This window comes from Allobosea caraganae, assembly GCF_003351345.1.
Lineage (GTDB): Bacteria > Pseudomonadota > Alphaproteobacteria > Rhizobiales > Beijerinckiaceae > Allobosea > Allobosea caraganae.
Map to the genome: position 1 here is coordinate 354922 of NZ_QQTO01000021.1, position 23698 is coordinate 378619.

Annotated in this window: 22 protein-coding genes; 13 read left to right on the plus strand and 9 right to left on the minus strand. The window is 68.9% G+C overall.

All coding sequences use genetic code 11. From position 1 onward, the window contains the following. Window positions 1-224: 224 nt before the first annotated feature. Complete coding sequence (locus DWF00_RS15870) at window positions 225-794, plus strand: cytochrome b (RefSeq protein ID WP_114829401.1); 570 nt, start codon at window positions 225-227, stop codon at window positions 792-794. A gap of 24 nt (window positions 795-818) precedes the next feature. On the opposite strand, the gene DWF00_RS29465 is transcribed toward DWF00_RS15870, so the two are convergent. Then, window positions 819-968 (minus strand): hypothetical protein, encoded by a 150-nt coding sequence (locus DWF00_RS29465; RefSeq protein WP_181832641.1) that lies wholly within the window; start codon window positions 966-968, stop codon window positions 819-821. A gap of 109 nt (window positions 969-1077) precedes the next feature. Here DWF00_RS29465 and DWF00_RS15875 point away from each other — a divergent pair, with 109 nt between their 5' ends. Beyond that, window positions 1078-1503: an LIC_13387 family protein gene (locus tag DWF00_RS15875; protein ID WP_114829400.1), complete on the plus strand. Its 426-nt coding sequence runs from the start codon at window positions 1078-1080 to the stop codon at window positions 1501-1503. Between the two features lie 230 nt (window positions 1504-1733). Further along, window positions 1734-2423, plus strand: a complete 690-nt coding sequence (locus DWF00_RS15880) for a DUF2161 domain-containing phosphodiesterase (RefSeq protein WP_114829399.1) — start codon at window positions 1734-1736, stop codon at window positions 2421-2423. Window positions 2424-2435: 12 nt separating this feature from the next. Here the strand turns inward: DWF00_RS15880 and DWF00_RS15885 are convergent, their stop codons facing one another. From DWF00_RS15885 to DWF00_RS15900, 4 genes are all read right to left on the minus strand, one after another. Then, the gene (locus tag DWF00_RS15885) at window positions 2436-3275 is read right to left on the minus strand and encodes a class I SAM-dependent methyltransferase (RefSeq protein ID WP_114829398.1); all 840 of its coding nucleotides are present in this window, start codon (window positions 3273-3275) and stop codon (window positions 2436-2438) included. Beyond that, entirely contained in the window at window positions 3276-4325 is a 1050-nt protein-coding gene (locus DWF00_RS15890; RefSeq protein ID WP_114829397.1) for a glycosyltransferase family 4 protein, read from the minus strand. Then, window positions 4322-4723 (minus strand): 6-pyruvoyl trahydropterin synthase family protein, encoded by a 402-nt coding sequence (locus tag DWF00_RS15895; protein WP_114829396.1) that lies wholly within the window; start codon window positions 4721-4723, stop codon window positions 4322-4324. The genes DWF00_RS15890 and DWF00_RS15895 overlap by 4 nt, the downstream gene beginning before the upstream one ends. Before the next feature lie 73 nt (window positions 4724-4796). Then, the gene (locus tag DWF00_RS15900; RefSeq protein WP_211200545.1) at window positions 4797-5762 is read right to left on the minus strand and encodes a zinc-dependent alcohol dehydrogenase; all 966 of its coding nucleotides are present in this window, start codon (window positions 5760-5762) and stop codon (window positions 4797-4799) included. 88 nt (window positions 5763-5850) lie between these two features. Here DWF00_RS15900 and mdoH point away from each other — a divergent pair, with 88 nt between their 5' ends. The 6 genes from mdoH (at window position 5851) to DWF00_RS15930 (ending at window position 12631) form a co-directional block, all read left to right on the plus strand. Further along, complete coding sequence (gene mdoH / locus DWF00_RS15905; protein ID WP_114829395.1) at window positions 5851-7665, plus strand: glucans biosynthesis glucosyltransferase MdoH; 1815 nt, start codon at window positions 5851-5853, stop codon at window positions 7663-7665. Continuing rightward, on the plus strand, window positions 7662-8420 hold the full coding sequence (locus tag DWF00_RS15910; RefSeq protein ID WP_245973980.1) for an FkbM family methyltransferase: 759 nt from the start codon (window positions 7662-7664) through the stop codon (window positions 8418-8420). Before mdoH ends, DWF00_RS15910 begins: the two co-directional genes overlap by 4 nt. Window positions 8421-8550: 130 nt before the next feature. Beyond that, a complete protein-coding gene (locus DWF00_RS15915; protein ID WP_114829586.1) occupies window positions 8551-9531 on the plus strand; it encodes a hypothetical protein in 981 nt (326 codons plus the stop codon). A gap of 231 nt (window positions 9532-9762) precedes the next feature. Beyond that, on the plus strand, window positions 9763-10542 hold the full coding sequence (otnI, locus tag DWF00_RS15920) for a 2-oxo-tetronate isomerase (protein ID WP_114829394.1): 780 nt from the start codon (window positions 9763-9765) through the stop codon (window positions 10540-10542). 4 nt (window positions 10543-10546) lie between these two features. Next, on the plus strand, window positions 10547-11551 hold the full coding sequence (locus DWF00_RS15925; protein ID WP_181832640.1) for a glucokinase: 1005 nt from the start codon (window positions 10547-10549) through the stop codon (window positions 11549-11551). 33 nt (window positions 11552-11584) lie between these two features. Further along, on the plus strand, window positions 11585-12631 hold the full coding sequence (locus tag DWF00_RS15930; RefSeq protein ID WP_245973983.1) for an acyltransferase family protein: 1047 nt from the start codon (window positions 11585-11587) through the stop codon (window positions 12629-12631). Between the two features lie 119 nt (window positions 12632-12750). On the opposite strand, the gene DWF00_RS15935 is transcribed toward DWF00_RS15930, so the two are convergent. Then, window positions 12751-13119 (minus strand): hypothetical protein, encoded by a 369-nt coding sequence (locus DWF00_RS15935; protein WP_114829392.1) that lies wholly within the window; start codon window positions 13117-13119, stop codon window positions 12751-12753. Window positions 13120-13260: 141 nt separating this feature from the next. Here DWF00_RS15935 and DWF00_RS15940 point away from each other — a divergent pair, with 141 nt between their 5' ends. Both DWF00_RS15940 and DWF00_RS15945 read left to right on the plus strand, forming a co-directional pair. Beyond that, the gene (locus DWF00_RS15940) at window positions 13261-15075 is read left to right on the plus strand and encodes an ABC-F family ATP-binding cassette domain-containing protein (protein WP_114829391.1); all 1815 of its coding nucleotides are present in this window, start codon (window positions 13261-13263) and stop codon (window positions 15073-15075) included. A gap of 271 nt (window positions 15076-15346) precedes the next feature. After that, window positions 15347-16093, plus strand: a complete 747-nt coding sequence (locus tag DWF00_RS15945; RefSeq protein ID WP_114829390.1) for a glucose 1-dehydrogenase — start codon at window positions 15347-15349, stop codon at window positions 16091-16093. Between the two features lie 153 nt (window positions 16094-16246). Here DWF00_RS15945 and DWF00_RS15950 read toward each other — a convergent pair whose 3' ends face one another. Further along, window positions 16247-17140: a metallophosphoesterase family protein gene (locus DWF00_RS15950; RefSeq protein WP_114829389.1), complete on the minus strand. Its 894-nt coding sequence runs from the start codon at window positions 17138-17140 to the stop codon at window positions 16247-16249. 483 nt (window positions 17141-17623) lie between these two features. Between DWF00_RS15950 and DWF00_RS15955 the strand changes: the two genes are divergently transcribed. Together DWF00_RS15955 and DWF00_RS15960 are read left to right on the plus strand one after the other, a co-directional pair. Beyond that, on the plus strand, window positions 17624-18079 hold the full coding sequence (locus tag DWF00_RS15955) for an NUDIX domain-containing protein (RefSeq protein WP_114829388.1): 456 nt from the start codon (window positions 17624-17626) through the stop codon (window positions 18077-18079). A gap of 193 nt (window positions 18080-18272) precedes the next feature. Then, window positions 18273-18785 carry a GNAT family N-acetyltransferase gene (locus DWF00_RS15960; RefSeq protein WP_114829387.1) on the plus strand — a complete coding sequence of 171 codons (513 nt, stop codon included), beginning with the start codon at window positions 18273-18275 and terminating at the stop codon, window positions 18783-18785. On the opposite strand, the gene DWF00_RS15965 is transcribed toward DWF00_RS15960, so the two are convergent. Both DWF00_RS15965 and DWF00_RS15970 read right to left on the minus strand, forming a co-directional pair. Further along, window positions 18757-20856 (minus strand): hypothetical protein, encoded by a 2100-nt coding sequence (locus tag DWF00_RS15965; protein WP_114829386.1) that lies wholly within the window; start codon window positions 20854-20856, stop codon window positions 18757-18759. The genes DWF00_RS15960 and DWF00_RS15965 overlap by 29 nt on opposite strands. A gap of 3 nt (window positions 20857-20859) precedes the next feature. Continuing rightward, window positions 20860-23685, minus strand: coding sequence for a DUF4159 domain-containing protein (locus DWF00_RS15970; RefSeq protein ID WP_114829584.1), 2826 nt, complete (start codon window positions 23683-23685; stop codon window positions 20860-20862). Window positions 23686-23698: the final 13 nt, after the last annotated feature.

Below are 23698 nucleotides of genomic sequence, written 5' to 3' on the forward strand. Positions count from 1 at the left end.
CCTATCGTGTACGACCGGGATGTCGATACGGATGCACGCCCGGTTCCGTAACTGGAAACATATCCGGAGGGCGGATGGTTCCAGTTGTCAAAACCCTGTCGTCGGCCGAACCTGACAATGCTCCAATCTGTTGCCACCCGCTCTATAGGTGCCGCAGATTGAACCTGAGATGAATGCTTACCAGCAACGCCACGGCAACGCGACTTTCGAGCAGCTTGGAGGGAATGGTGCAGGAGCAGGACCCGAGTGCGACGCAGCCGGCCTATGGCGGCGCGGCGCGAAGCTTCCACTGGATCACCGTCATCGCCGTCTTCGTCATGGTGCCGCTCGGGCTGACGATGAGCTACCGCGGCAACACGCTCGATCTCTGGGACGACCTGACCAACAATCTCTACAGCGCGCACAAGCTGATCGGCTTCCTGCTGCTCTGGCTGATCGTGCTGCGCCTGTCCTACCGCCTCATCCACGGCGCGCCGCCGGACGAGCCGACGCTGGAATGGTGGCAGAAGGCGGGCTCGCATCTGGTGCATTGGTCGCTCTACGCCTTGCTGCTGATCGTGCCGGTGCTGGGCTGGACCGGCGTCTCGCTCTATCCGGCGCTGGACATTTTCGGGCTGGTCAACCTGCCCGCCCTGGCCGCGCCGAACGAGGATATGGCGAAGCGGGTGCTCGATATCCATGGCAAGCTCGCCATCGGCATGGCGCTGCTGATCGGCATGCATATCGCGGCAGTGGTCTATCACGCGTTGATCCGCAGGGATGGCGTGTTCCGGCGGATGTGGCCGAAGGGCTAGGCCGTGGGCGGCGGTGCCCGGTGCTCACGCCTTCTTCCCTTCGCGCTTGCGCGCCAGCGTCACGGCGGCCAGCGCGAGCGCCTCTTCCGCCGCCCGCCTCCAGCGCAGGGAGCCGAACGCGTCTCCCACCATGAAGCCAGCCATGAACGTGACAACGGCGAGCATCGCGATCATATCGCCTCCCGACGCGTGGATCGCCCAATGTGCACGAACGGCGGCGGCAGAAGAGTGACCTAGGTCTCATTCCGCAGGGTCCACCTTGACTGATCTGGAGACTGACAGCATGCCCCGCGTCTTCCTGTTTAGCGGCGCCCTCATCTTCATCGCGCTTGGCGCCTATCATGGGTTCCTCACGCTTCGGGACATCTCGACGCCCCGCGCCTTCACCCCGACCGACGAGAGCGTGCGCCGTGCGATGCAGGAGTCGCGCGTGGCCCTGAACCGATCCATCAACCTTTGGGATGCCTGGCTCGGGTTCAACCTCAGCCATAGCCTCGGGCTGATCGTGTTCGGCGGCGGGCTGTTGACCATCGCCTGGCTCCACTTCCCCGTCTTCGCGCGCAGTCCGTCGCTTCAGGTGGCGGCACTCGTCGTTGCAGCCACGTATTTCGTGCTTGCGCTGCGCTTCTGGTTCTGGGCGCCGGCCTTGGCGACCGGCATCTGCCTGGCCTGTTTCCTGGCGGCGTTCCTCCTGCTTCGCGCCGCCTGAGAGCCCGTTTGATAATTCTACTGGCGTGGCCGTCTGACGCGGCTGTCTGCGCTTCCGGTGCTCACGTACAAGCGTACGCTCCGCTCCGGTTCTCGACAGCCACGCCAGCCGGCTCACGCCAGCGAATTCTCAAACGGTCTCGAGCCATGGGCCGAAGCGCCGCTTCCGCGTTTGCCTCTCGGAAACGACTGCCGCGCCATACTGAGCGACCAGCCGTCCAGGAGCGCCGCGTGGAAACCTCCCTCTATTTGCCCGTCAAGCGCTTCCTCGAAGACCTCGGCTACAGCGTGAAGGGCGAGATCGGCCGCTGCGACCTCGTCGCGCTCAAGCACGATGATCCGGCCGTGGTGGTGATCGGCGAGCTGAAGCTGAGCTTCAACCTGGAGCTCGTCCTGCAGGGCGTGGACAGGATGAGCCTTGGCGACGAGATCTGGCTGGCAGCGCAGCTCTCCGCCCGGGGCAAGGGGCGGGAGAGCGATGCACGATATCGCAACCTCTGTCGCCGGCTCGGCTTCGGATTGCTCGGGGTCGCCAAATCCGGCCGCGTCGACGTCCTGGTGTCGCCGACGGCGCCGACGCCGCGGAAGGACCCCAAGCGGCGCTCGAAGCTGGTGGAGGAGCACAGGCGGCGCCAGGGCGATCCCGTCCTGGGCGGCAGCACGCGCCAGCCGATGATGACGGCATATCGCCAGCAGGCGCTCGCCTGCGCCGCGGCGATGACGACGGCGCCGCAACGGCCGCGCGATCTCAAGCAAGCCTTTCCCGATGCGCAGAAGATCCTACGCCGGAACGTCTATGGCTGGTTCGAGCGCTCCGGGCGGGGCGTCTATGCGCTGACCGAGACGGGACGCAGCGCGCTGGCGACGTGGATGCCGGTGCCTGTTCCAACCGGCCCGGAGGCAAGCGGAGCGTCGGCCTAGAGCCGTCGCGGCTCAGACCGGCCGCGCCCAGAGGTCGAGATGGCCGGTCAGGCCGGACTCGGCGTTGCGCCGGGCCGCGAGCCAGTCGGCAATGGTCTGAGCGTCGATATGCCCGGTCTCCAGCACCGCTCCGGCAAACCCGTCCGCGAGCGCCTGCATCAATTCGCGCTGGCCCTCGCCGAGCTGCCAGGGGCTTTCGCCGATCGAGACGGCGAAGCCCGACTTGCGGAAGGCTTCGGCGGCGATCTCGGTGGCGTCGGGGCCGGCGGCCGGGCCAAAACCCTTGTCGCCATGCTGGTGGTGGTGGAAGGCCGTGAGCATGCGGGCATCGGCCGGGTGCTCCGGCTGCCATTTCTCGCGGCCGTCATAGGTCAGCACGGTGTAGAGCGGCAGGCGCTGGCTGACGAGGGCGGCGGCGAAGCGCTCGAGCCAGCGCTTCGAGGCGAGGTCGAACAAGGCGGCGGCGGTGACGAGGTCGGGCTGCCAGCCCAAAACCCATTCGAGGTCCTTGTTGAGGTCGGCCTGGCGGGTGTCGACCGTGATGATCTTCTCGCCCTTGCTGAGAACCAGCTCCTCGCCCTGCTCCTGCACCTCATCGGCCCAGGCGGCGAGGCGCTCGCGCGCAACGGCGAGCAATTTCTCGTCATGGTCGACCAGCGTCCAGTGCTGGCGGTTCGGCAGGGCCGAATAGCTGCCGCGCAGGTTCGAGCCGGCGCCGCTGCCGAGATCGACGATGGTAAGCGATTGCTTGGCGGCGAAATAGCTGCCGACGGAGGATAGAAGCTGGGGATTGCGGGCCGCGTGGTCGGCCGGCTCGCGCAGGGCCAGCCAGTCGGGAGAAAAGCCGCTCATCTATCGTACCTTCCGGCAAATCTCGGCGACAATCGTCGCGGCCTCGCGCCAGCGCGGCAAGGTGGCGGCGCTCGTCCAGGCGGCATCGGCCATGCAGAGCCGGGCGCCGGGCTCATCAATCAGGTGTTGCAGGGCTTTGGCAAGTTCTGCAGCGTCGCCGGGCGGGACCTTGAGCGCAGCGGCATCCGGGGCCGTCTCGGCCGCCGCGCCGCCGGTGGTGCAGAGGATCGGCAGGCCGCGCGCGAGCGCTTCAGTCAGCACCATGCCGTAGCCTTCGAAGAGCGATGGCATGACGAAGAGGTCGGCGGCGTCATAGGCGTGGGCGAGTTCTTCATCGCTGATGGCGCCAGTGAGCGCGACCCTGTCCCGCAGGCCGGCGGCTTCGATCTGCTCTGCGAGCGCGCGGGCCGTCGCGGGCGAGCGGTCGGCTGCGCCGATGATGGTCAGGCGCCAGGGTCGGTTCGCGAGCGAGGCCAGCGCCTTGACCAGCACATCGTAGCCCTTGCGCGGCACCAGCGAGCCGACTGCCAGCAACTGCAATGGCTCACCCGGCTGCCCGCCCGAAGCCCGCTTCGCCGGATCGACGCCGGGGAGAGCGACTGCGATCCGCGCTTCCGGAACCGCGAAATCCGCGATCAGCAGCCGCTTCGTCGCCGGGCTGGTGACGATGACAGCGCTGGCATGGCGCAGGACTGCTGTCTCGCGGGCAATGAAGGCGCTGGCCTGTTCCGGCGTAAGCCCGGTCTCGAGCCCGAGCGGGTGATGCACCAGTGCGACGATGCGCCCTGCCAACCCGGCCGCGAGGCTCTCGGGAAGGGCACCATAAGCGAGCCCGTCGATCAGCAGCACGGAATCGTCGGGCTGCGCCCGGAGCAGCCGCTCCGTTTCGGCGAGGTCAGCTTCGCTCGGATTGGGAAAGGAGCCGGGCAGGGCGAGGTGGCGGGCGGTGACGCCCGTCTCGCGCCATTCCCGCAGCAGCCGGCGGTCATAGCCGTAGCCGCCGGTCGGCAGGTCGAGATCGCCGGGAATGGCGAAGGTGATCTCGCTCACGCGAGCGCGCCCTCATAGGCGGCGCGGGCGAGGTCGGTCTCGTGCAGGGTGACGCGGATCTTGCCGAGGCCCTTGCCGTCCTCGCCGAGCGCGCCCGATTTCGCCGCGGTGGCGACGGCGTCGAAAATGTACTTGCAGAGGAATTCGGTCGTGGTCAGCACGCCCTTGAACTGCGGCAGCGCGTCGAGGTTCTGGTAGTTCAGGGGCTTCAACGTCTTGTTGAGAACGTCGAGCGCTGCGCCGATATCGACCACGACGTTCTGGTGCGTCAGCGTCTCGCGGAAGAAGGCGACGTCGACGACGAAGGTCGCGCCGTGCATGTTCTGCGCCGGGCCGAAGAAGGGATCGGGCAGGGAATGGCCGATCATGATGCGGTCGCGGACTTCGACGGAAAACATGCGCGGATGGCTCCGATAGGCCGGCGAACGCCGCCGGCGGGCGCCATGTCTAGGCCAAGGCCCCCATGTCAGGTCAATAGCGCAGGACGCCGGTCAGGCCTGTCCAGTCCTTGGAGAGAATATCCGGCAACCGCGATGCGGCTTCCGTGAAAGGAATTTCCTCGCTGATCAGCGCGTCGAGCCTGTCATCAGCCAGCAGCGCCATCGCCGCCGCAGCTCGCCTGCCATAGCTCCAGCGCGGCCGGCGCGAGGGTGCGACCTGGCCGACTTGCGACGAGATGAGCTGCAGCCGCTTCGAATGGAAGGCGCCGCCGAGCGGGGCGGGCACCGCGCCTTCGCCATACCAACTGAGCTCGACGATCCTGGCCTCGAAGCCGGCGGCGGCGATAGCCGTGGCGAGACCGGGCGCCGAGGCGCTGGCATGGAAGACGAGATCGGCATCGCCCGGGGCCTCATTCGGCAGGGCGAAGCCGAAGCCGAGTGCGGCAGCGATCCCGGCGCGGCGCGGGTCGATGTCGACCAGCGTCACCTCGGCGCCCGGCAGCCGCGCCGCGATCCAGGCCACGAGCAGGCCGAGCACGCCGCCGCCGACCACGGTGATGCGGTCGCCCGGACCCGAAGCGGCGTCCCAATGCGCGTTGAGCGCGGTTTCCATGTTGGCGGCGAGCACGGCGCGACGTGCCGGCACGTTCTTCGGCACGATGAGCAGCCGGTCCGGCGCGGCGATGAAGCGGTCCTGGTGCGGGTGCAGGCAGAAGACGGTCTCGCCCAGCATCTCCGCCGGGCCGGCCTCGACTTCGCCGACGGCGCAATAGCCGTATTTCACCGGGAAGGGAAAATCGCCTTCCTGGAAGGGCGCGCGCATGCGCTCATGCTCGGAGGGCGGCACGCGGCCTTCGAAGACGAGGCGCTCGGTGCCGCGGCTGATGCCGCTCCAGAGCGTGCGGATGACGCAGTCCTGCGGGCCCGGTACGGGCAGGTTCACGCCGTTCAGGGCGCATTCAGACGGCGCGATATACCAGAGGGCCCTTGCCTGCATCCGGTCGGCATGGTCAGGCGTATTGGCTTTGGCCGTCACGTCCACCGCTCCCTCCGCGCCTCGTCTGCCCGCGTCCTAGCGAGTTCTCATGAACCAGCGCCCCGCTCCGACCACGTTCCAGCCGGCAGCGCAAGGGCGGGAGCGCGAGGACGGCCTGACGCCCGCCGGGCTGCAATCCGCAGCTGCGCTGCGCCGGCGCCGGCTGCTCGTGCTGGGGCTCAACCTCGCGACGCTCGCCGCGCTGCTCTATGGCCTGTCTCAGGTGCTCGGCACCGGCGGCTGGAGCGTCGTCGACCTCGTCATCTTCATCGCCTTCCTGTTCGGCGCGCCCTGGACGGTGCTCGGCTTCTGGAATGCCGTGATCGGCCTGTGGCTGCTGCATGGCGTGAAGGACGGGATGGCGCAGGTCGCGCCTTTTGCCGCCGGCGATGAGGGGGAGCCGCTGACGATCCGCACCGCGATCCTGATGACGCTCCGCAACGAGGACCCGGCACGCGCCTTCAAGCGGCTGCGCGTGGTCAAGCAGAGCCTGGATGCGACCGGCAAGGGCGTCTGGTTCGACTATTTCGTCCTCTCCGACACGAACGTGCCCGAGGTCGCCGAAGCCGAGGAGCGGCTCGCCGCCGAATGGGCCCGCGAGATCGGCGAGCCCGCCCGCGTCACCTATCGCCGCCGCAGCGACAATGCCGGGTTCAAGGCCGGCAACCTCCGCGATTTCTGCGAGCATTGGGGCGAGCGCTACGACGTCATGCTGCCGCTCGACGCCGACAGCGTGATGTCGGGCGAGGCCATCCTTCGCTTGGCCAAGATGATGCAGGCGCATCCCAAGCTTGGCATCCTGCAGAGCCTCGTCGTCGGCATGCCCAGCAAGTCGGCCTTCGCCCGCGTCTTCCAGTTCGGCATGCGCCAGGGCATGCGGCCCTACACGATGGGTTCGGCCTGGTGGATCGGCGAATGCGGGCCGTTCTGGGGCCATAACGCCATGGTGCGGATCGCGCCCTTCCGCGACACCTGCCATTTGCCGGTGCTGCCGGGTGGGCCGCCGCTGGGTGGCGCGGTGATGAGCCACGACCAGGTCGAGGCCACCTTGATGCGCCGCGCCGGCTACGAGGTGCGCGTGCTGCCGGAGGAAATGGGGAGCTGGGAGGAGAACCCGCCGACCATGCTCGACTTCGCCAAGCGCGACCTGCGCTGGTGCCTCGGCAACCTGCAATATCTCAAGCTGCTCGACCTGCCCGGCCTGAAGGCGATGAGCCGCTTCCAGTTGGTCTGGGCGATCCTGATGTTCTTGGGGCTACCGGCCTGGACGCTGATGATCGCGCTCGTGCCGGTCAAGGTGATCGAAGATGGCGGGATAGTCGGCTATCCGGCCGGGCTGGCGGCAGCCCTCTACGTGCTGTTCCTGGCGATGTACCTTTCGCCCAAGCTCGCCGGGCTGATCGACATCGCCCTGACCAAAGGCGGGATGAAGCGCTATGGCGGCGCACTGCGCTTCGCCGTTTCGGCGCTGATCGAGATCGTCTTCGCCTTCCTGCAAGGCGCCGTCTCGTCCTTCCGCACCACGCTGTTCATGGTCGGGCTCGCCTTCGGGCGGGCCAGGATCGGCTGGAACGGGCAGGCGCGCGATGCACATTCGCTCTCCTTCGCCACGGCACTCGCTGGCCTGTGGCCGCATCTGCTGTTCGGGCTCTATGTGCTCGGCTCGCTGGCGCTGCTTTCGCCCGCCGTGCTGCTCTGGTCGCTGCCGCTGACTGCGGGCTACCTGCTGGCCATTCCGTTCGCGATGCTGACCGCATCGCCACGGCTCGGCGCGTGGTTCGTGCGAATGGGGCTCTGCGGCATCCCGGAGGATTTCGATCCGCCTGCGGTGCTTGCCGCCATCGAGAGCGAGGCGCGCAGGTGAATGCGGTCGTCTATCCCAAAGGAACCGCCAAGGCGCTGTCGCGCTCGCTGCGAGTCTACCATGGCGATGCCGCGCGCAAGGCCGCGATGGACGCGCTCTACGCCAATTTCCTGAAGCCGGGCGACCTCGCCTTCGATATCGGCGCCCATGTCGGCGACCGGACCTCGTCTTTCCGCCGCCTCGGCGCGCGAGTGGTGGCGCTGGAGCCGCAGCCGGGGCCGGCCCGCGCGCTCAGGCTGATCCATGGCCGTGACCCGCAGGTGACGCTGATCCAGGCCGCCTGCGGCGACCATGAGGGCTCGATTGCGCTGCGCATCAACAGCGCGAACCCGACGGTCTCGACTGCATCGGCCGCCTTCATCGGCGCGGCGCGCGGGGCCGGCGGCTGGGAGGAACAGGTCTGGGACCGCGAGATCACGGTGCCCTGCACCCGGCTGGACACGCTGATCCAGCGCCATGGCCGGCCCGACTTCGTCAAGATCGACGTCGAGGGTTTCGAGGCGCATGTGCTGGCCGGGCTGACCTATGCGCTGCCGACCGTGTCCTTCGAGTTCACCACGATCCAGCGCGATGTCGCCGAGGCCTGCCTCGCCCTGCTGGAGACGCTCGGACCCTACCGCTTCAACCTGGCGCTGGGCGAGAGCCAGCGGCTCGATTTCGCTGAGGCGGTCGATGCCGAGACGATGGGCGGCCATATCCGCGCCCTGCCGCACCAGGCGAATTCCGGCGATGTCTATGCCGTGTTGAGCGCCTGACCAGCACGCGCTTTCATCGGCGCGTGGCCTTCTCTATGAAGCGCATGGAACAAAGCGGGCGCCAGACAGCTTGCGTTCATTTCGCCTCGCCCAGGATGGCGGGCTTCAGCCGATTCTCCGAAGGATGGTCATGCGCAGTCTCGCCCGCACGCTCGCCGTTTCGCTTGCTCTGCTGCTTCCGGCCGCACACGCTCATGCCGTGGGCGACGTCGCCGTCGAGGTGAGGAACGAGTCGGAACCGGTGCTCTGCGCCGAGAAGGACAACGTCACGATCAAGGCGATCTCGCCCGAGGTCAGGCGCTTCCAGATCGAGGCGGCGCATCCGGCCTATATCGCCGGGCTCGTCCGCGATAACTGGGACGCCGACTGGACCGCCTGCGACATGACGGGCGACCCGGCCTTCAAGGCGCCGACGCCGCCGCGCCGAATCACCTTCTACGAAAGCATCGAGTACTGGCTGGTCGGCTACACCTTCCCGACCTTCTGGCGCCCGGCTGACACGACCTTCAAGGTCGGCGACCGGGTCGAGAAGGGCCTGCACCTCGTCCAGCTCTGGAAGCTCGGCAAGGACAAGTCCTACGAGGTTTTGGTGGTCTATCCGCAGGATGGCTACTGGCGGGCACGGCCGATTCCGCCGGAGCATCTCGGCTATTCCTCCTATGGCTCGTCTTTCCTGTTCGGGCCGATCGAGCAGGACGGCGCCCGGCCGGTGGTCAACATCAAGGAGATCGAGTTCGATCCGAAGACGATCTCGTTCAAGCTCAACTTCAAGGACGGCACGTCCGGCACGCTCAGGCTCGACGATGTCGACGAGAACCGCATGGTGCTCGACGCCGTGCTCGACAAGCCGGTGACCGGCGGCAAGGCCTTCCTGGCGTTGCGCTCGATGTACGTCACCGAGTTCAACAACGACGTCGCCCGCATCGCCGTCCGCGAGCCCGGCGCCAAGGGTTGGCGCGAGGAGGCGCTGATGCACTACAGCGGCGGCAAGGCGACTGACATCTGGATGGGCCGCACCACCCATTCGCGCCACAATACCTCCTCGCCCGACATGGTCTTCCGCAACTTCTCCAGCGACCCCAACCCGCCCAAGAAGCCGGAGACGAAGTAGGCTCAGCCTGACCGTCTACGGCGCCTCACCCGTCATGGTCGGGCTTGTCCCGACCATCCACGTCTTCGCTCATCGCGGGCACCATTCAAGACGTGGGTGCTCGGGACAAGCCCGAGCATGACGGCGGAGGGCGGGTTTGCTGGAACGCATCGCGGTCCCTTTGCGTTGCCCCATGACGTGGCAGGAACTTCGCGCTAGCGTGCCGGCCTCCGATCCAGCCTTGAGGCCGACATGCCCCGCTTTGCCGCCAACCTCTCGATGATGTTCAACGAATGGGAGTTCCTCGACCGCTTCAAGGCGGCCGCGGATGCCGGCTTCGACGCTGTCGAGTTCCTGTTCCCCTACGAGTACCCGTCGGAGCAGGTCGGCCTGGCGCTGGCGGGCGGCGGGCTGGAGCAGGCTTTGTTCAACCTGCCGCCGGGCGACTGGGCCAAGGGCGAGCGCGGCATGGCCGCGATCCCCGGCCGCGAGGCGGAGTTCCGGGCCGGCATCGATACGGCGCTGGCCTATGCGCATGAGACCGGCGTCAAGCGCCTGCACATGATGGCGGGCCACGCCGACCCCAAGGATCCGGCGGCACAGAACGCCTATCGCGCCTCGATCGGCTATGCCGCCGACAAGCTGGCCGAGCACGGCATCGACCTGCTGCTGGAGCCGATCAACGGCAAGGACATGCCCGGCTATTTCCTCAACGATTTCGACATGGCGGCGGCTTACGTTCGCGAGGCTGGCAGGCCCAACGTCAAGCTGCAATTCGACATGTACCATTGCGAGCTGATCCATGGCGACGTCTCGGGCAAGCTCAAGGCGCTCTATCCGCTCTCGGGCCATGTCCAGATCGCCAGCGCCAACGGCCGGCACGAGCCGGACGCGTTCGGACCGAACTACCCGCAACTCTTCGCCGAGTTGGACGGGCTCGGCTATGGCGGCTTCGTCGGCTGCGAGTACCGGCCGAAGGCCGGCACGCTCGAAGGGCTCGGCTGGTTCGCCGAATACCGCAAGCAGGCCTGACGCGATGCATGCCGGCTCCTTCGCGCACCCGGTTCTCGTCGCCGATATCGGCGGCACGAATTGCCGCCTCTCGCTGGTCGAAGCGGCCGGGGCGAAGCATGTCCCACTGGCGCGCATTCCCACGGGCAATCACCCGACGCCCGAGGCGGCGTTCGACTCGGTGCTCTCGACCCTGAGCGAACGGCCGCGCTCGGCAGTGCTCGCCGTCGCCGGGCCGCTCGATGGGCGCAGCGCGCAGCTGACCAACGCCAACTGGCATTTTGACGGGCCGCGCATCGCCGGCGCGCTCGGCTTCGAGCAGGGGCTGCTGGTCAACGATTTCGAGGCGCTTGCCGCCTCGCTCGCGGTGCTTGAGGCTGGGGACGTCCAGACGCTGGTGGCGGGCAAGCCGGAACCCGACGGCCTGCGCCTCGTGCTGGGACCGGGCACCGGCTTCGGCGCGGCGGCGCTGATCTCGCGCGGCGGCCGGGGCGTGCTGGTGCCGACCGAGGCCGGCCATATCGGCGTCGGGCCGGAAGATCCGACCGAGGAGAAGCTCTGGCCGCTGCTCGCCGCCAGCCTGCCGCGCATCACCGTGGAGAGTCTGCTGAGCGGCGACGGGCTGGTGCGGCTGCATCGCGCCGTCGCGGCCGAGACCGGCATGCTGGAGGCCAAGGTCAGCGCGGCCGACGTCACGACGCTGGCACTCGATGGCGATCCCGCGGCGCTGAAGGCGGTGATCTCGTTCTGGCGCCTGCTGGCGCGGGTCGCCGGAGACCTCGCGCTCGCCTTCAAGGCGACGGGCGGCGTCTATATCGCCGGTGGCATCGTGCCGCGGCTGCTGCCGCTCGCCGATCATGGCGGCATCCGCACCGTCTTCGCTGGCAAGCCGCCGATGGAGGATCTGGCGGCGCGCTTTGCGCTGCACGTCATCACCACCAACGATGCGACCGAGCGGGGACTGGCGGCAATCGCTGCCGCGCCGGCCCGTTTCGGCCTCGACGATCCCGCCCGGTTGTGGTTTGCCTGAGCCGCCTCCCTCGCTTCAAGGCCTTTCCACTCCTTGTACCAGCTCTACGGCATCCAGGTCCTGCGCGCCTTCGCGGCCTTCATGGTCGCGGTGCATCATGTCCAGCCGGACGCGGCGGTGTTGGCGCAGCGCTCGGGCGCGGCCTTCACGCCATCCTATCTCCTGCCCTGGATGGCTGGCGTCGACATCTTCTTCGTCGTCTCCGGCTTCATCATGGTGCACTCGTCGGAGAAGCTCTTCGACAATCGCGACGGGCCGCGCCTGTTCCTGCTGCGCCGGCTGGCGCGCATCGTGCCGCTCTACTGGGCCGCGACGACGCTGTTCCTGCTGGTTGCGTTGCTGCTGCCGGCGGCGCTGAACTCGGGCGCGCCGAGCCTGGCGCAGATCGCCGGCTCCTACCTGTTCTGGCCGACGGTCTCGACGGAGGGGCTGGCCCAGCCGATCTATTCGCTCGGCTGGACGCTGAACTACGAGATGCTGTTCTACGTGCTGTTCGGGCTGGCGCTGTTCCTGCCGCGCGCGGCGGTCGTGCCTGCGGTGACGCTTGGGCTCGCCGTCATCGTCGGCGCCAACTGGATGGCCGGTACGCTGCCCTTGCCCTTCGGTTTCTGGGGCCAGCCGATCGTGCTCGAATTCGCCGCCGGGATGGGGCTGGCGCTGTTGCGCCGGCGCGGCTTCCGCCTCCCGGGCGAGTATCGCTGGCTCGCGGCCGGGCTCGGCGTGGCGATCCTGCTCGTGGCGGCGCGCCTGCCGGGGATCATGACGTCGTGGACGATGTTTGCCTTCCACGGCTCGGCGGCGGCGCTGCTGGTGATGGCGGCGTCATCCGGCAGCGGGCAATCGGCGCCCTCGGCGCTGGTGCGCGGGCTGGCGGAGGTCGGCGACGCCTCCTATGCGCTCTACCTCGTCCATCCCTTCGCGATCCGGGGTCTGCGCGAGGTCTTTTTGCGTATCGCGCCAGGTTGGCCGCTTCTCTTCGTGCTGGTGGCTTTGGTTGCTGCGGTGATCGCCGCGCTCGTCGTCTACCGTTGGTTCGAGCGGCCGATGACGAGGGCGTTGCGTCGCGTCCTGAGAGCTTGAAGGCGGCAAGGCGCCTCCGTCATTGCGAGCGAAGCGAAGCAATCCAGGGGGTCTCGCTCGTCCAGTCCCCCTGGATTGCTTCGCTACGTTCGCAATGACGGTGATGGTTCACGCTTTTACTAAGAGCCTGAGCGCTTCAGCCGCATTCCCTTCAGCGACTCCCCGACGATGCCGCCGGCCTTTCGCCGCTCAGTGCGCCGGGCGATGATCGCCGCGACATGCTCGGGCTGCGGAAAATAGCCGCGCTCCAGGATTTCGAGCGTGTATTCCTCGTAGGTGAGGCCGAGTTCCTCGGCGCGCTCCTGGCGCCGCAATGCGATCGAAGGCGGCTTCTTCCAGGCTCGGCGCGAGGCGGTGCGCCAATCGTAGTAGCGGCCGATCTCGCCCTTGCCCGATTCCGGCTGGTGCGGCGGCGGCCCGTCGAGCGGCGGGCCGCCATTGTCGCCGAAGCGAGCGGGCTTGCGAGTGCGGGATGAGGTGCGCGCCACGAGAGTCAATCCAATAAACGATACAATTCGTATCCTATAATGGAATCCGCCGCGCGCAAGCCGTCGCAGCCGGGTCTGGCGGCGTGACAGTCCGGCGCTGCTGGTCTATCCCCGCGGCTCCGCTCTCAACTCGATTGTTCCATGGCCGCTCCCCTGCTCCATCTCCGCGACGTTGCGCTCACCTTTGGCGGTCAGCCGCTGCTGGAGGCCGCCGAAATCGCTGTTTCGGCCGGCGAGCGCGTCTGCCTTGTCGGGCGCAACGGCTCGGGTAAGTCGACGCTGCTGAAGATCGCGGCGGGCCTCGTCGACCCCGACAGCGCCGAGCGCTTCGTCCAGCCCGGCGCGACCATCCGCTACCTGCCGCAGGAGCCCGACTTCACCGGCTTCAAGACCTCGCTCGCCTATGTCGAGGCCGGGATCGGGCCGGGCGACGATCACTACCGCGCCCAGTACCTCATCGAGGAGCTCGGCCTGACCGGCGAGGAGGACCCCGCGACCATGTCGGGCGGCGAGTCGCGCCGCGCCGCGCTCGCCCGCGTGCTGGCGCCCGAGCCCGACATCCTGCTGCTCGACGAGCCGACCAACCATCTCGACCTGCCGGTGATCGAATGGCTGGAAGAGGAGCTGAAGTCGCTGCGCTCGGCCATGGTGCTGATCAGCCATGACAGGCGCTTCCTGACCTCGCTGTCGCGCGCGACGATCTGGCTCGACCGCGGCCAGACGCGCCGCGTCGAGCGTGGCTTCGGCGAGTTCGAGGCCTGGCGCGACGAGGTGCTGGCTCAAGAAGAGCTCGACCGCCACAAGCTCGACCGCAAGATCGCCCGCGAGGAGGACTGGCTGCGCTACGGCGTCAGCGCCCGGCGCACGCGCAACCAGCGCCGGCTCGGCGAGCTTCATTCGATGAGGGATTCGCGCCGCACGGCGCGGCACGCTGTCGGCTCCGTCAAGCTCGAGGCCAGCGAGGCCCAGACCTCGGGCAAGCTCGTCATCGAGGCGCTGAACGTCAGCAAGGCCTATGACAGCAATGCCGTGGTCAAGGACCTGTCGCTGCGGATCGCGCGCGGCGACCGGATCGGCATCGTCGGCCCCAATGGCGCCGGCAAGACGACGCTGATCAATCTGCTGACCGGCCAGCTCAAGCCCGACATCGGCAAGGTGAAGCTCGGCGTCTCCCTGGAGATGGTGACGCTCGACCAGCGCCGCGAGAGCCTCGACCCGGCGACGCCGCTCGGCGATGCGCTCACTGGCGGCGGTTCCGATCAGGTCATGGTCGGCGGCCAGCCGCGCCATGTCATCGCCTATATGAAGGACTTCCTGTTCCAGCCGCTGCAGCGGCGCACGCCGGTCGGGGCGCTCTCGGGCGGCGAGCGGGGACGGCTGATGCTGGCGCGGGCGCTGGCCAAGCCCTCCAACCTGCTGGTGCTGGACGAGCCGACCAACGATCTCGACATCGAGACGCTCGACCTGCTGCAGGAACTGCTGGCCGACTATCAGGGCACGGTCCTGCTGGTCAGCCATGACCGCGACTTCATCGACCGCGTCGTCTCCTCAACGCTGATCTCCGATGGCGATGGCATCTGGACCGAGTTCGCCGGCGGCTATTCCGACATGCTGGCCCAGCGCGGCCGCGGCGTCGGGGCGAAGGCCCGCGTGGTGATCCCCAAGCCGGCTCCGGAGGCTGTGAAGCCCGCGGCGGCGGCCCCGGCGCCGGCCTCATCCAAGCGCAAGCTCTCCTTCAACGAGAAGCACGCGCTGGAGACGTTGCCGAAGCGCGTCGAGGTCCTGCAAGCCGAGGCCGCCAAGCTCAATGTGGCGCTTGCCGGCGACCTTTTCACGCGCGACCCAAAGCTGTTCGCCAAGGCGACGGCGCGGCTCGAAGAGGTCACCCGCGAGATCGCCCAGGCCGAGGAGCGCTGGCTGGTGCTGGAGATGCTGCGCGAAGAGATCGGGGCGTAGCGTTCTTCCCTTCTCCCCCTGCGGGAGAAGGTGGCGCGCAGCGCCGGATGAGGGGTCGCGCCACCTATCCGAACGCCGAGCATGCCAGGCACGACGTTGCCATCGTCGCGCGACCCCTCATCCGTCTCGGCTTCGCCGAGCCACCTTCTCCCGCAGGGGGAGAAGGGCAGAACGCCATACGTTTTCGGCATCCGGCTCATCGCGAAAGCGCATTTATGCCGTCGGCAAATCGCATCAGAGTGCGGGCCAGAGAAGACCACGGGGAAACACCATGAGACTGAAGGGCAGGACGGCGCTGGTCACCGGCGCGGCGCAGGGGTTCGGCTTCGGCATCGCCGAGACTTTCGTGCGCGAGGGCGCGCGCGTGGCCGTGCTCGACATCAACCGCGAGAAGGCCCAGGAGGCCGCCAAGGCGATCGGCCGCAAGGCCTTCGCCGTCGCCTGCGACGTCGGCAAGGCCAAGAGCGTCAACAGTGCCGTCGAGCGCATTCTCAAGCGCGTCGGCCGCCTCGACATCGTCGTCAACAATGCCGGCATCACCCATCGCAACCAGCCGATGATCGACGTCAGTGAGGAGGAGTTCGACCGCGTCTTCGACGTCAACGTGAAGTCGATCTTCCTGATGGCCAAGGCGGTAGTGCCGCATTTCCGCGAGCATGGCGGTGGCGTCATCCTCAATATCGGCTCGACCGCCGGCCTGCGCCCGCGTCCCGGCCTGACCTGGTACAACGGCTCGAAGGGCGCGGCGAACCTGCTCTCGAAATCGATGGCGGTGGAGCTTGCGCCGGATCGCATCCGCGTCAACGCGCTCGCGCCCGTCGCCGGCGAGACGCCGCTGCTCGCGACCTTCATGGGCGAGGACACGCCGGAGCGCCGCAAGGCCTTCACCGCGACGATTCCCTGGGGCCGCTTCTCGACGCCGCAGGACATCGCCAACGCGGCGCTGTTCCTGTGCTCGGACGAGGCGGAGATGATTACGGGGAGCGTGCTCGCCGTGGACGGCGGGCGCTGCATCTGAAAGCACCTGCCAATCCGCCAGCGCGGCCGTCTGACGCGATCGTCTGCGCTTCCGGTGCTCACGGACCAATGTCCGCTCCGCTCCGGTTCTCGACGATCACGCCAGCCGACTCACGCTGACGAATTCTCAGATGCTCTCAGGGCGAGGAGCCAGCTAAACCGGCTTCGCCCGTAGCGCGATCTCCTGGCGCAGGATCATCGTGCCGTCGGGCTCGAAGCAGCGCTGCTCGAGGCTGATCGCCGGCGCGCTCGCGTCGCCGTCGATCTTGAACAGGTGCCAGGTCGCCATCTCGCCATGGCCGAGCGGGCCGATCGAGGCCGAGGGCACGCCGACGATCGGGACGTCGTGCTCCGGACCCGGCCGCCACGCCAGCGAGAACTTGTGGTTGTGACCGTGCAGCACCAGATCGGCGCCCTTGCGCTTCAGCATCGCCTCGAAGGCCTCGGCGTCGACCAGCTCGCGGCCGCGCTTGGCGCCGCCGAGATAGGGCGGGTGATGGATCAGGATGACGCGGATCAAGCCTTCCGCCCTGGCGTGGTCGAGCAGGGCCTCGGCCCTGGCGATCTGCTCGCGGCCGAGGCGGCCCGTCGCCATCAACGGCAGGGTCGGGACGCCCGAGTTCAGGCCGATCAGCGCGACCGGGCCGCGCTTGCGGTACCAGGGATAGCCGGCCGCGCCGACATCGTCGGCGCACCAGGGGCCGAGCAGGTTCGCCAGCGGCTTCAGCGACGATTGCGCATAGGCGTCGTGATTGCCCGGCACGAAGCTGACGGCATCGCGCGGGCCGAGCGTGTCGAGGAAGCTGACGGCGGTCTTGAACTCGTTGGGCAGGCCGATATGGGCGACGTCGCCGGTGCAGGCGATGTGGTCCGGCTGTTGCGCGCGGATATCCGCGACCAGCAGCGCCAGGATCTCCATGTCATGGGCGTGCCGGCGCTTGCGGCGCCAGTTGACATAGCCGGTCGCGCGCTTGCCGAGCAGCTCGTGCAGCGAGAACTTGGCGAGCGGGCCAAGATGCGGATCGGACAGGTGCGCGAGTTTGAACACGCCCTGTGCCTGCCCTTAGAGCAGGGCGGCCGTCAAGCGCCGCGACAGCGCAGGCGCTCGCAGGCAGACGCAGGGCCGCTCATAGAAGCTGGCAGGGACGCGCCCGCACCGGCTTCTATGAGCAGCCCCTACGTCCTGCAACGATCGGTCGGCACGACTCAGTTGAACGAGTCGGTCAGTTCCGAAACGATGCGCGGGTCGGTCAGGGTGAGAGCGGGCTTCCAGACATAGGCGCGCTTGGCCCGGAGACGAGCAGTGATGAAGGCGAGAAGCATGATGTTTAACCCCAGCGAGTGAATGACCGTTCTGATCTGCCTTATTTGGGGCGCGTTTGTGACATTGCGACAGTTAAGATGACGAGTCCGTTATGCGTGAATTGCATAGACAATTAAGCCTTCCTTGGGATTCAGCTCCGGCATGAGCAAACCTGTCCACGGCCAGGGAGACGCTGCTCCGACCCCGGTTTCGGGCGAAAAGCCGGGCATGTCGAAGCCGATGCGGCGACTTCTGCACCTGTATTTCTGGTTGTCGCGCGGCATGACGCTGGGCGTGCGGGCCGCCGTGCTGCGCGGGGAGGGCGAGGTCTTCCTCGTCCGCCATACCTACACTGCAGGTTGGCACCTGCCGGGCGGCGGCGTCGAGCTGGGCGAGACCTTGCAGCAGGCGCTGGAAAAGGAGCTGCACGAGGAGGCGCGGATCAGGCTCGCCGGCACGCCGCTGCTGCACGGCGTCTTCTTCAACCGGGCGATCTCGCGGCGCGACCATGTCGCGGTCTTCGTCGTGCGCGACTTCGTGGTGGAGGAGGTCAAGCAGCCGGATCGCGAGATCGCGGAGGCGGGGTTCTTTCCGCTCGACGATTTGCCGGCGGGGACGACGCAAGGCACGCGGCGGCGCCTGGATGAGATCGTCAAAGGGAACTCTCCTTCGACGGATTGGTGATCTTCCCTTCTCTCCCTGCGGGAGAAGGGAAGGGCCGTAGACGCCGAGTCACACCTCTGCTACAGGCGCGCCATGGCTGACCGGCAAGACGCTTCCTTCCTGCGACGACCGACGCGCTGAACGCGCCTCGCGCCCGGCTGCCTGCATGGCTGACCGGGCTTCTTGCCTCCCTGTCGTCCGCAGGTCTGCCGCCATGACATCGCTTCCGCTCACCATTCGCCATGAACTCCCCGCCGATCACGCCGCGATCGAGCGCCTGCACGAGCGCGCCTTCGGGCCGGGGCGCTTCGCCCGCACCGCCTTCCGGCTGCGCGAGGGCGTGCCGCAGGACGCGGCCTTGTCCTATGCCGCCCATGTCGGAACGTTTCTCGTAGGTTCGGTGCGGGTGACGCAGGTTTCGGCCGGGGGCCATCCGGCGCTGGTGCTGGGGCCGCTGACGGTCGATCCCGCCTTCGAGGGGCGCGGCATCGGGGCTGCGCTGATGAATGCGTCGATCGAGTCGGCCCGCGCAGCTGGCCACGACCTGATCATGCTGATCGGCGACGCGCCCTATTACGCCCGCTTCGGTTTCAGGCCGATTCCGCCGGAGCAGCTCGTCCTGCCCGGCCCGGCCAACCCCTTGCGCTTCCTGGCGCTGGAGCTGGTCGAGGGGGTGCTGGCTGAGCGCCGCGGCGCCGTCACGCCGCTGCGTCAGGCTTCCGCCTGAAGCTGCGGCCGGTCTCGCCGAGCCAGCCCGCCACCAGCGCGCCGAAGAGCAGGGCCAAGCCGATCAGCCCGATGAAGAGCGGCGAGATCGAGACGCCGCGCACGATGCCGGAATCGCTGATGCGCAGGCCGATCCAGTCGGAGCCGGCGAAGGACGAGCCGGAGCGGACAGGGACGATGCGCGGCACGCTGATCGCGGAGCCGCTATCCTGGCCGATGCGGCGCGAGGAGCCGCCGGTCGCCTCGGCCAGCGCCTGAAGCTTGGTCGGGTCGCTGACCACCTCCATCAGCTCGCGCGGGTTCTCGGGGCCGACGCTGGCGAAGGCGGTGAGATTGTCGGCGGAGATGCGGTGGAGGCCGAATTCGCCCGCCTGGACGCGGGCGCTGAACAGGCCGGGCCGGCCGGGCTCCAGCGGCACGCTGCGCGGGTTGCCGTCAGGGCCGGTGACGATGACGGGGGCCGGGTTGTCGCCAAGCGTCTGCCGCTCGATCTCGATGGTGCGGCCGCGCGCGGTGGCGCGCAGCGCCTCCTCTTCCAGCTCGGGCTCCTTCATCAGCCAGTGGCTGAGGCGGCGCAGCAGGTCGAGATAGGGACCGCCATCACGGAAGCCCCGTGCCCAGAGCCAGGCATGGTCGGAGAGGAAGAGCGCGACGCGGCCCTTCTGCTCGCGCGCCAGCATCAGCAGCGGGCGGTCGCCGGGGCCGGTCATCACGGTCGAACCGGAGCGGGCGCGGGCGCCGACCATGCGCAGCCATTCGCCCCATTGCGGCGGCTGGACCTCGGAGCCCGGCAGGTCGCGGGTGACGGGGTGGCGGCGGCCGGGATCGCTGACCTGGGCGCGGTAGGCCTCGTCGATGACGCTGCCATCGGGCAGCGCCGGCAGGATCTGGCCGAGCGGCGTGCGTGCGAGCGATTGCGCGCCGGCATATTCGGGGCCAGCCGCGACAAGCAGGGCTCCGCCGTCGCGGACGTAGCGGACGATGTTGTCGAAATAGAGCAGCGGCAGGATCGACTGGTTGGCGTAGCGGTCGAAGATGATCAGGTCGAATTCCTTGATCTTGACCTGGAACAGCTCGCGCGTCGGGAAGGCGATCAGCGAGAGCTCGTTGATCGGCGTGCCGTCCTGCTTCTCCGGCGGGCGCAGGATGGTGAAGTGCACGAGGTCGACATTGGCGTCGGCCTTGAGGAGGTTGCGCCAGGTGCGCTCGCCCGGATGCGGCTCGCCCGAGACCAGCAGCACGCGCAGCTTGTCGCGCACGCCGTCGATGGTGATGACGGCGCGGTTATTGGCCAGCGTCAGCTCGTTCTCCAGCGGCGAAGCCTCGATCTCGACGACGTTCGGGCCGCCGCGGTCGATCCTGACCGGCACCTGCACGGTCTCGCCGACCGTGACCTCGCGCCGCGCAATGACCTCGCCGTCGCGGCGGATGGTCAGGCCGGCGCGGCCGGGGCCGCCCTTGTCGAGCACGCGCAGGCGGATGACCTGGTCCTTGCCGACGATGCCGAAGCGCGGCGAATCGAGCAGGACGATGCGGCGGTCGATCTCGGCGTTGCGGCCGGTGGTCAGCACGTGCAGAGGCGCGCGCAGGCCGAGCGCCTCGGCATTGGCGGGGGCGTCATGGGTGAGGCCGTCGGTGATGACGATGGCGCCGGCGACGCGCTCGGATGGCACATCGGCGATGCTGGCCGCCAGCGCCTCGAACAGGCGGGTGCCGTCGCCGGAGCCCTGAGTGTCGGTGACCTCGACGATGCGGGGCTCGACGCCCGCGACGCCGCGCAATTGCCGTTCGACCTCGGCCTGGGCGGCCTGGGTCTGGGCGGAGCGGTCGGCGAGGCGGTTCGAGCCGGAGCGGTCGATGACGACCGAGACGACGTCTTTGACCGGCTCGCGATCCTCGAAGACGAGCGAGGGATCGGCTAGCGCGATGGTCAGCACGACCAGCGCCAGGGCGCGCAGGATGGCGCTGCGGCCGGCCAGGACGAGCGCGACGCCGGCCGCGACGGCTGCGAGCAGGCTAAGCCCGATCAGCAGCGGCAGCGGCACCAGCGGGGCAAGCGAGACACTCCACATGAGCTATTGTCCCAGACGCTCGAGCAGGGCGGGGACATGGACCTGGTCCGCCTTGTAGTTGCCGGTGAGCGCGTACATCACGAGGTTGACGCCGGCCCTGAGCGCCATCTCGCGCTGGCGCGGATCGGAGCCGGACATCGGCACCAGGCCTTCGCCGCGGCGGTTCACTGCCCAGGCGGAGGCGAGGTCGTTCGAGGTGATCACGATCGGCGAGACGCTGTCGCCGGCGCGGGCCGGGCGGCGGCCATCCTCGCCGGCCGGCGGCAGGATCTCGACCCAGGTCGTGCCGGTGTCGTAGCGGCCGACGAAGCCGTCGAGGATGTAGAAGGTCTTGGTCAGGACGTGGTCGCGCGGGATCGGCTCCAGCTCGGGGATGTCGAGCGTCTGGAGCATGCGCTTGAGCTGCTCGCCCTCCGGCGTGGTGCCGCCGCCGGGCCGCGCGCTCATGGCGTCGCGGGTGTCGAAGATCACCAGGCCGCCGCCCTTCATGTAGGCTTCGAGCTTGCGCAGGGTCTCGGGCGCCGGGATCGGCCGACCGGCCACGACCGGCCAGTACAGGATCGGGAAGAAGGCGAGCTCGTCGCGGGCGGCATCGACGCCGACGGCCTCGCCGGGTTCGAGCGCGGTGCGGGCGCCGAGCACGATGTTGAGGCCGGCGAGCCCTGCCTTCGACATGTCGTCGACCGCCTTGTCGCCGGTGATGACATAGGCGAGCCGGGTGACGGCGCCGGCGGCGAAGAGCTCGCGTGGGATCGGCGGGCGCGTGTCCGGCGGGGCGGCCGGGACGGGCTGCGACTGCGCCAGGGCAGGCGTGCCGCCCGTGGCGATGGCAAGGGCGACCCCGAGGCCGAAGAGCAGCGCTGCGGTGGCGGCGCGGTTGGGACGGGCGAAGCGCAGCCGGCCGCCGAGCCAGAGCGTCGCCAAGGTGTCGGCGACGAGCAGCAGCAGCGCCAGCACGAGCAGCTGCGGGCGGATATCCTGGGCGACCGGGCGGTCGACCGGCAGGATCGGCGCGCCGAGGCTGGCGAGGTCGAGCGCCTTCAGCGTGTCGGCGGGGGCAAGCGCATTGACCGCCAGCGAGCCGTCGGCCGGGCCATAGATGCCGGGTGGATGCGCCAGCGTGGCGCGGCCGACGAAGCTGCGGGCGACGGGCTGGGCGGTGGCCGGCGGCGAGCGGAACACGCCGCGGCCATCGAGAACCCGTGTCGGCGAGAGCGTGTCCACGCGCGCATCCTCTGCTTGCGCCTCCTGCGGGCCGGTGCCGGCAAGCGCCAGGACCTTGCGCAGCATTTCGACGAAGAGGCCGGAGAGCGGCAGGTTCGACCAGGTCGTATCGGCGGTGATGTGCATCATGGCGATGACGCCGTCGCCGCGCCGCTCGCCGGTGACGACCGGCGTGCCGTCCTCCAGGGCAGCCCAGGTCTTACGCGCGAGATCGGCATCGGGTTCCGCCAGGATCTGCCGGCTGACGCGGACATCGTCGTTGATCTGCGTGCCGAAGAACGGGCTTTCGCGGGTGAAGGGCGCGAGCTTGCGCGGTGTATCCCAGGACAGGCCGCCGCCGAGCGTGCGGCCGCCGCGGCGCAGGCGCACCGGTGTCAGGTCGTCAGTTGCCGCGGCGAGGCGCGCGCCGGCGAAGCGCAGCAGCACGCCGCCACGCTCGATGAAGGTCGAGATCTTGGCGGCGGTGTCGCGGTCGAGCGCGCCGATATCGGCCAGCACCAGCACGGACAAGTTCTGCGCCAGCAATTCGCCGATCGGGTCGGAGGAGCCGGCGCGCGGCTCGCGGATCTCGGCGAAAGGCTGGAGTGCGCGCGAGACGTAATAGGTCGGCGAGAGCAGCGGCTGGGCGGTGTCGGTCGTGGTGCCGGAGACGATGCCGACGCGGCGGCGCTTGGCACGGTCGTCGAGCAGGGCGACGGCGCCGGCGCTGGCCTCGCCGACGAGGTCGAGCCGCGAGACGGCGTTGCGGACCTCGATCGGCAGGGTCAGCCGGGCGGTCGTCTCGGTTTCCGTCGGGCCGAAGACGAAGGGCGCGTCGCCCAGCGGCAGGCCCTTGAGGTCGAGCGCGCGGACCTGGCCGCTGGGCGGGGCGCCTGTCGTCGGGCGCAGCACCTTGACGGTCAGAGCGCCGGCGAGGTTCTCGGCCGCGGCCAGTGCGCGCTGGGCAGGCGGGCTGGCATGGATCGAGAGGCGGCTGGAAGCGGCCTCCTGCTTCAGCCGGGCCAGGAAGGCGCTGTCGTCGCCGATGCCGAGCCCGTCGGATATCCAGACGATCTCGGCGTCGCGCGAGGTGCCCAGGAAGGCGTCGATGCGCGGCAGATAGGCGGCGCGGTCGGGCGCATGCGGCTGCAAGGGCAGGGCGCGCAGGCGGTCGAGCGCGGCGCGCGGCTCGGAGAGGGCGATGTCGACGGGCGTCTCGGCCAGGCCGACGATGGCGACCGGGCGACCTTCGCGGCCGGCCGCTGCAACGCGCGATTCGGCAATGGCGAGGCGCTCGGGCCAGTCGGTCGCGGCGCCGAAGCCGTTATCGACGAGCAGCAGCAACGGGCCGCGCAGGACGGCCGCCTCGCGCTGGGGATTCCAGATCGGGCCGGCGACGGCGAGGATGGCCAGCGCGGCGATCGCCATGCGCAAGGCCAGCAGCCACCACGGCGTATGCGCCGGCAGCTCGCGCTTGGCGAGGAGGTCGGCCATGATCTTGAGCGGCGGGAAGTCGATCCGGCGCGGGCGCGGTGGCGTCACCCTGAGGATCAGCCACAGCGCCGGCAGCAGCGCCAGCGCGGCGAGCGCGAGCGGGGCGGAGAAGGCGATCGGCAATGCGCTCAGCATGATCGCGATT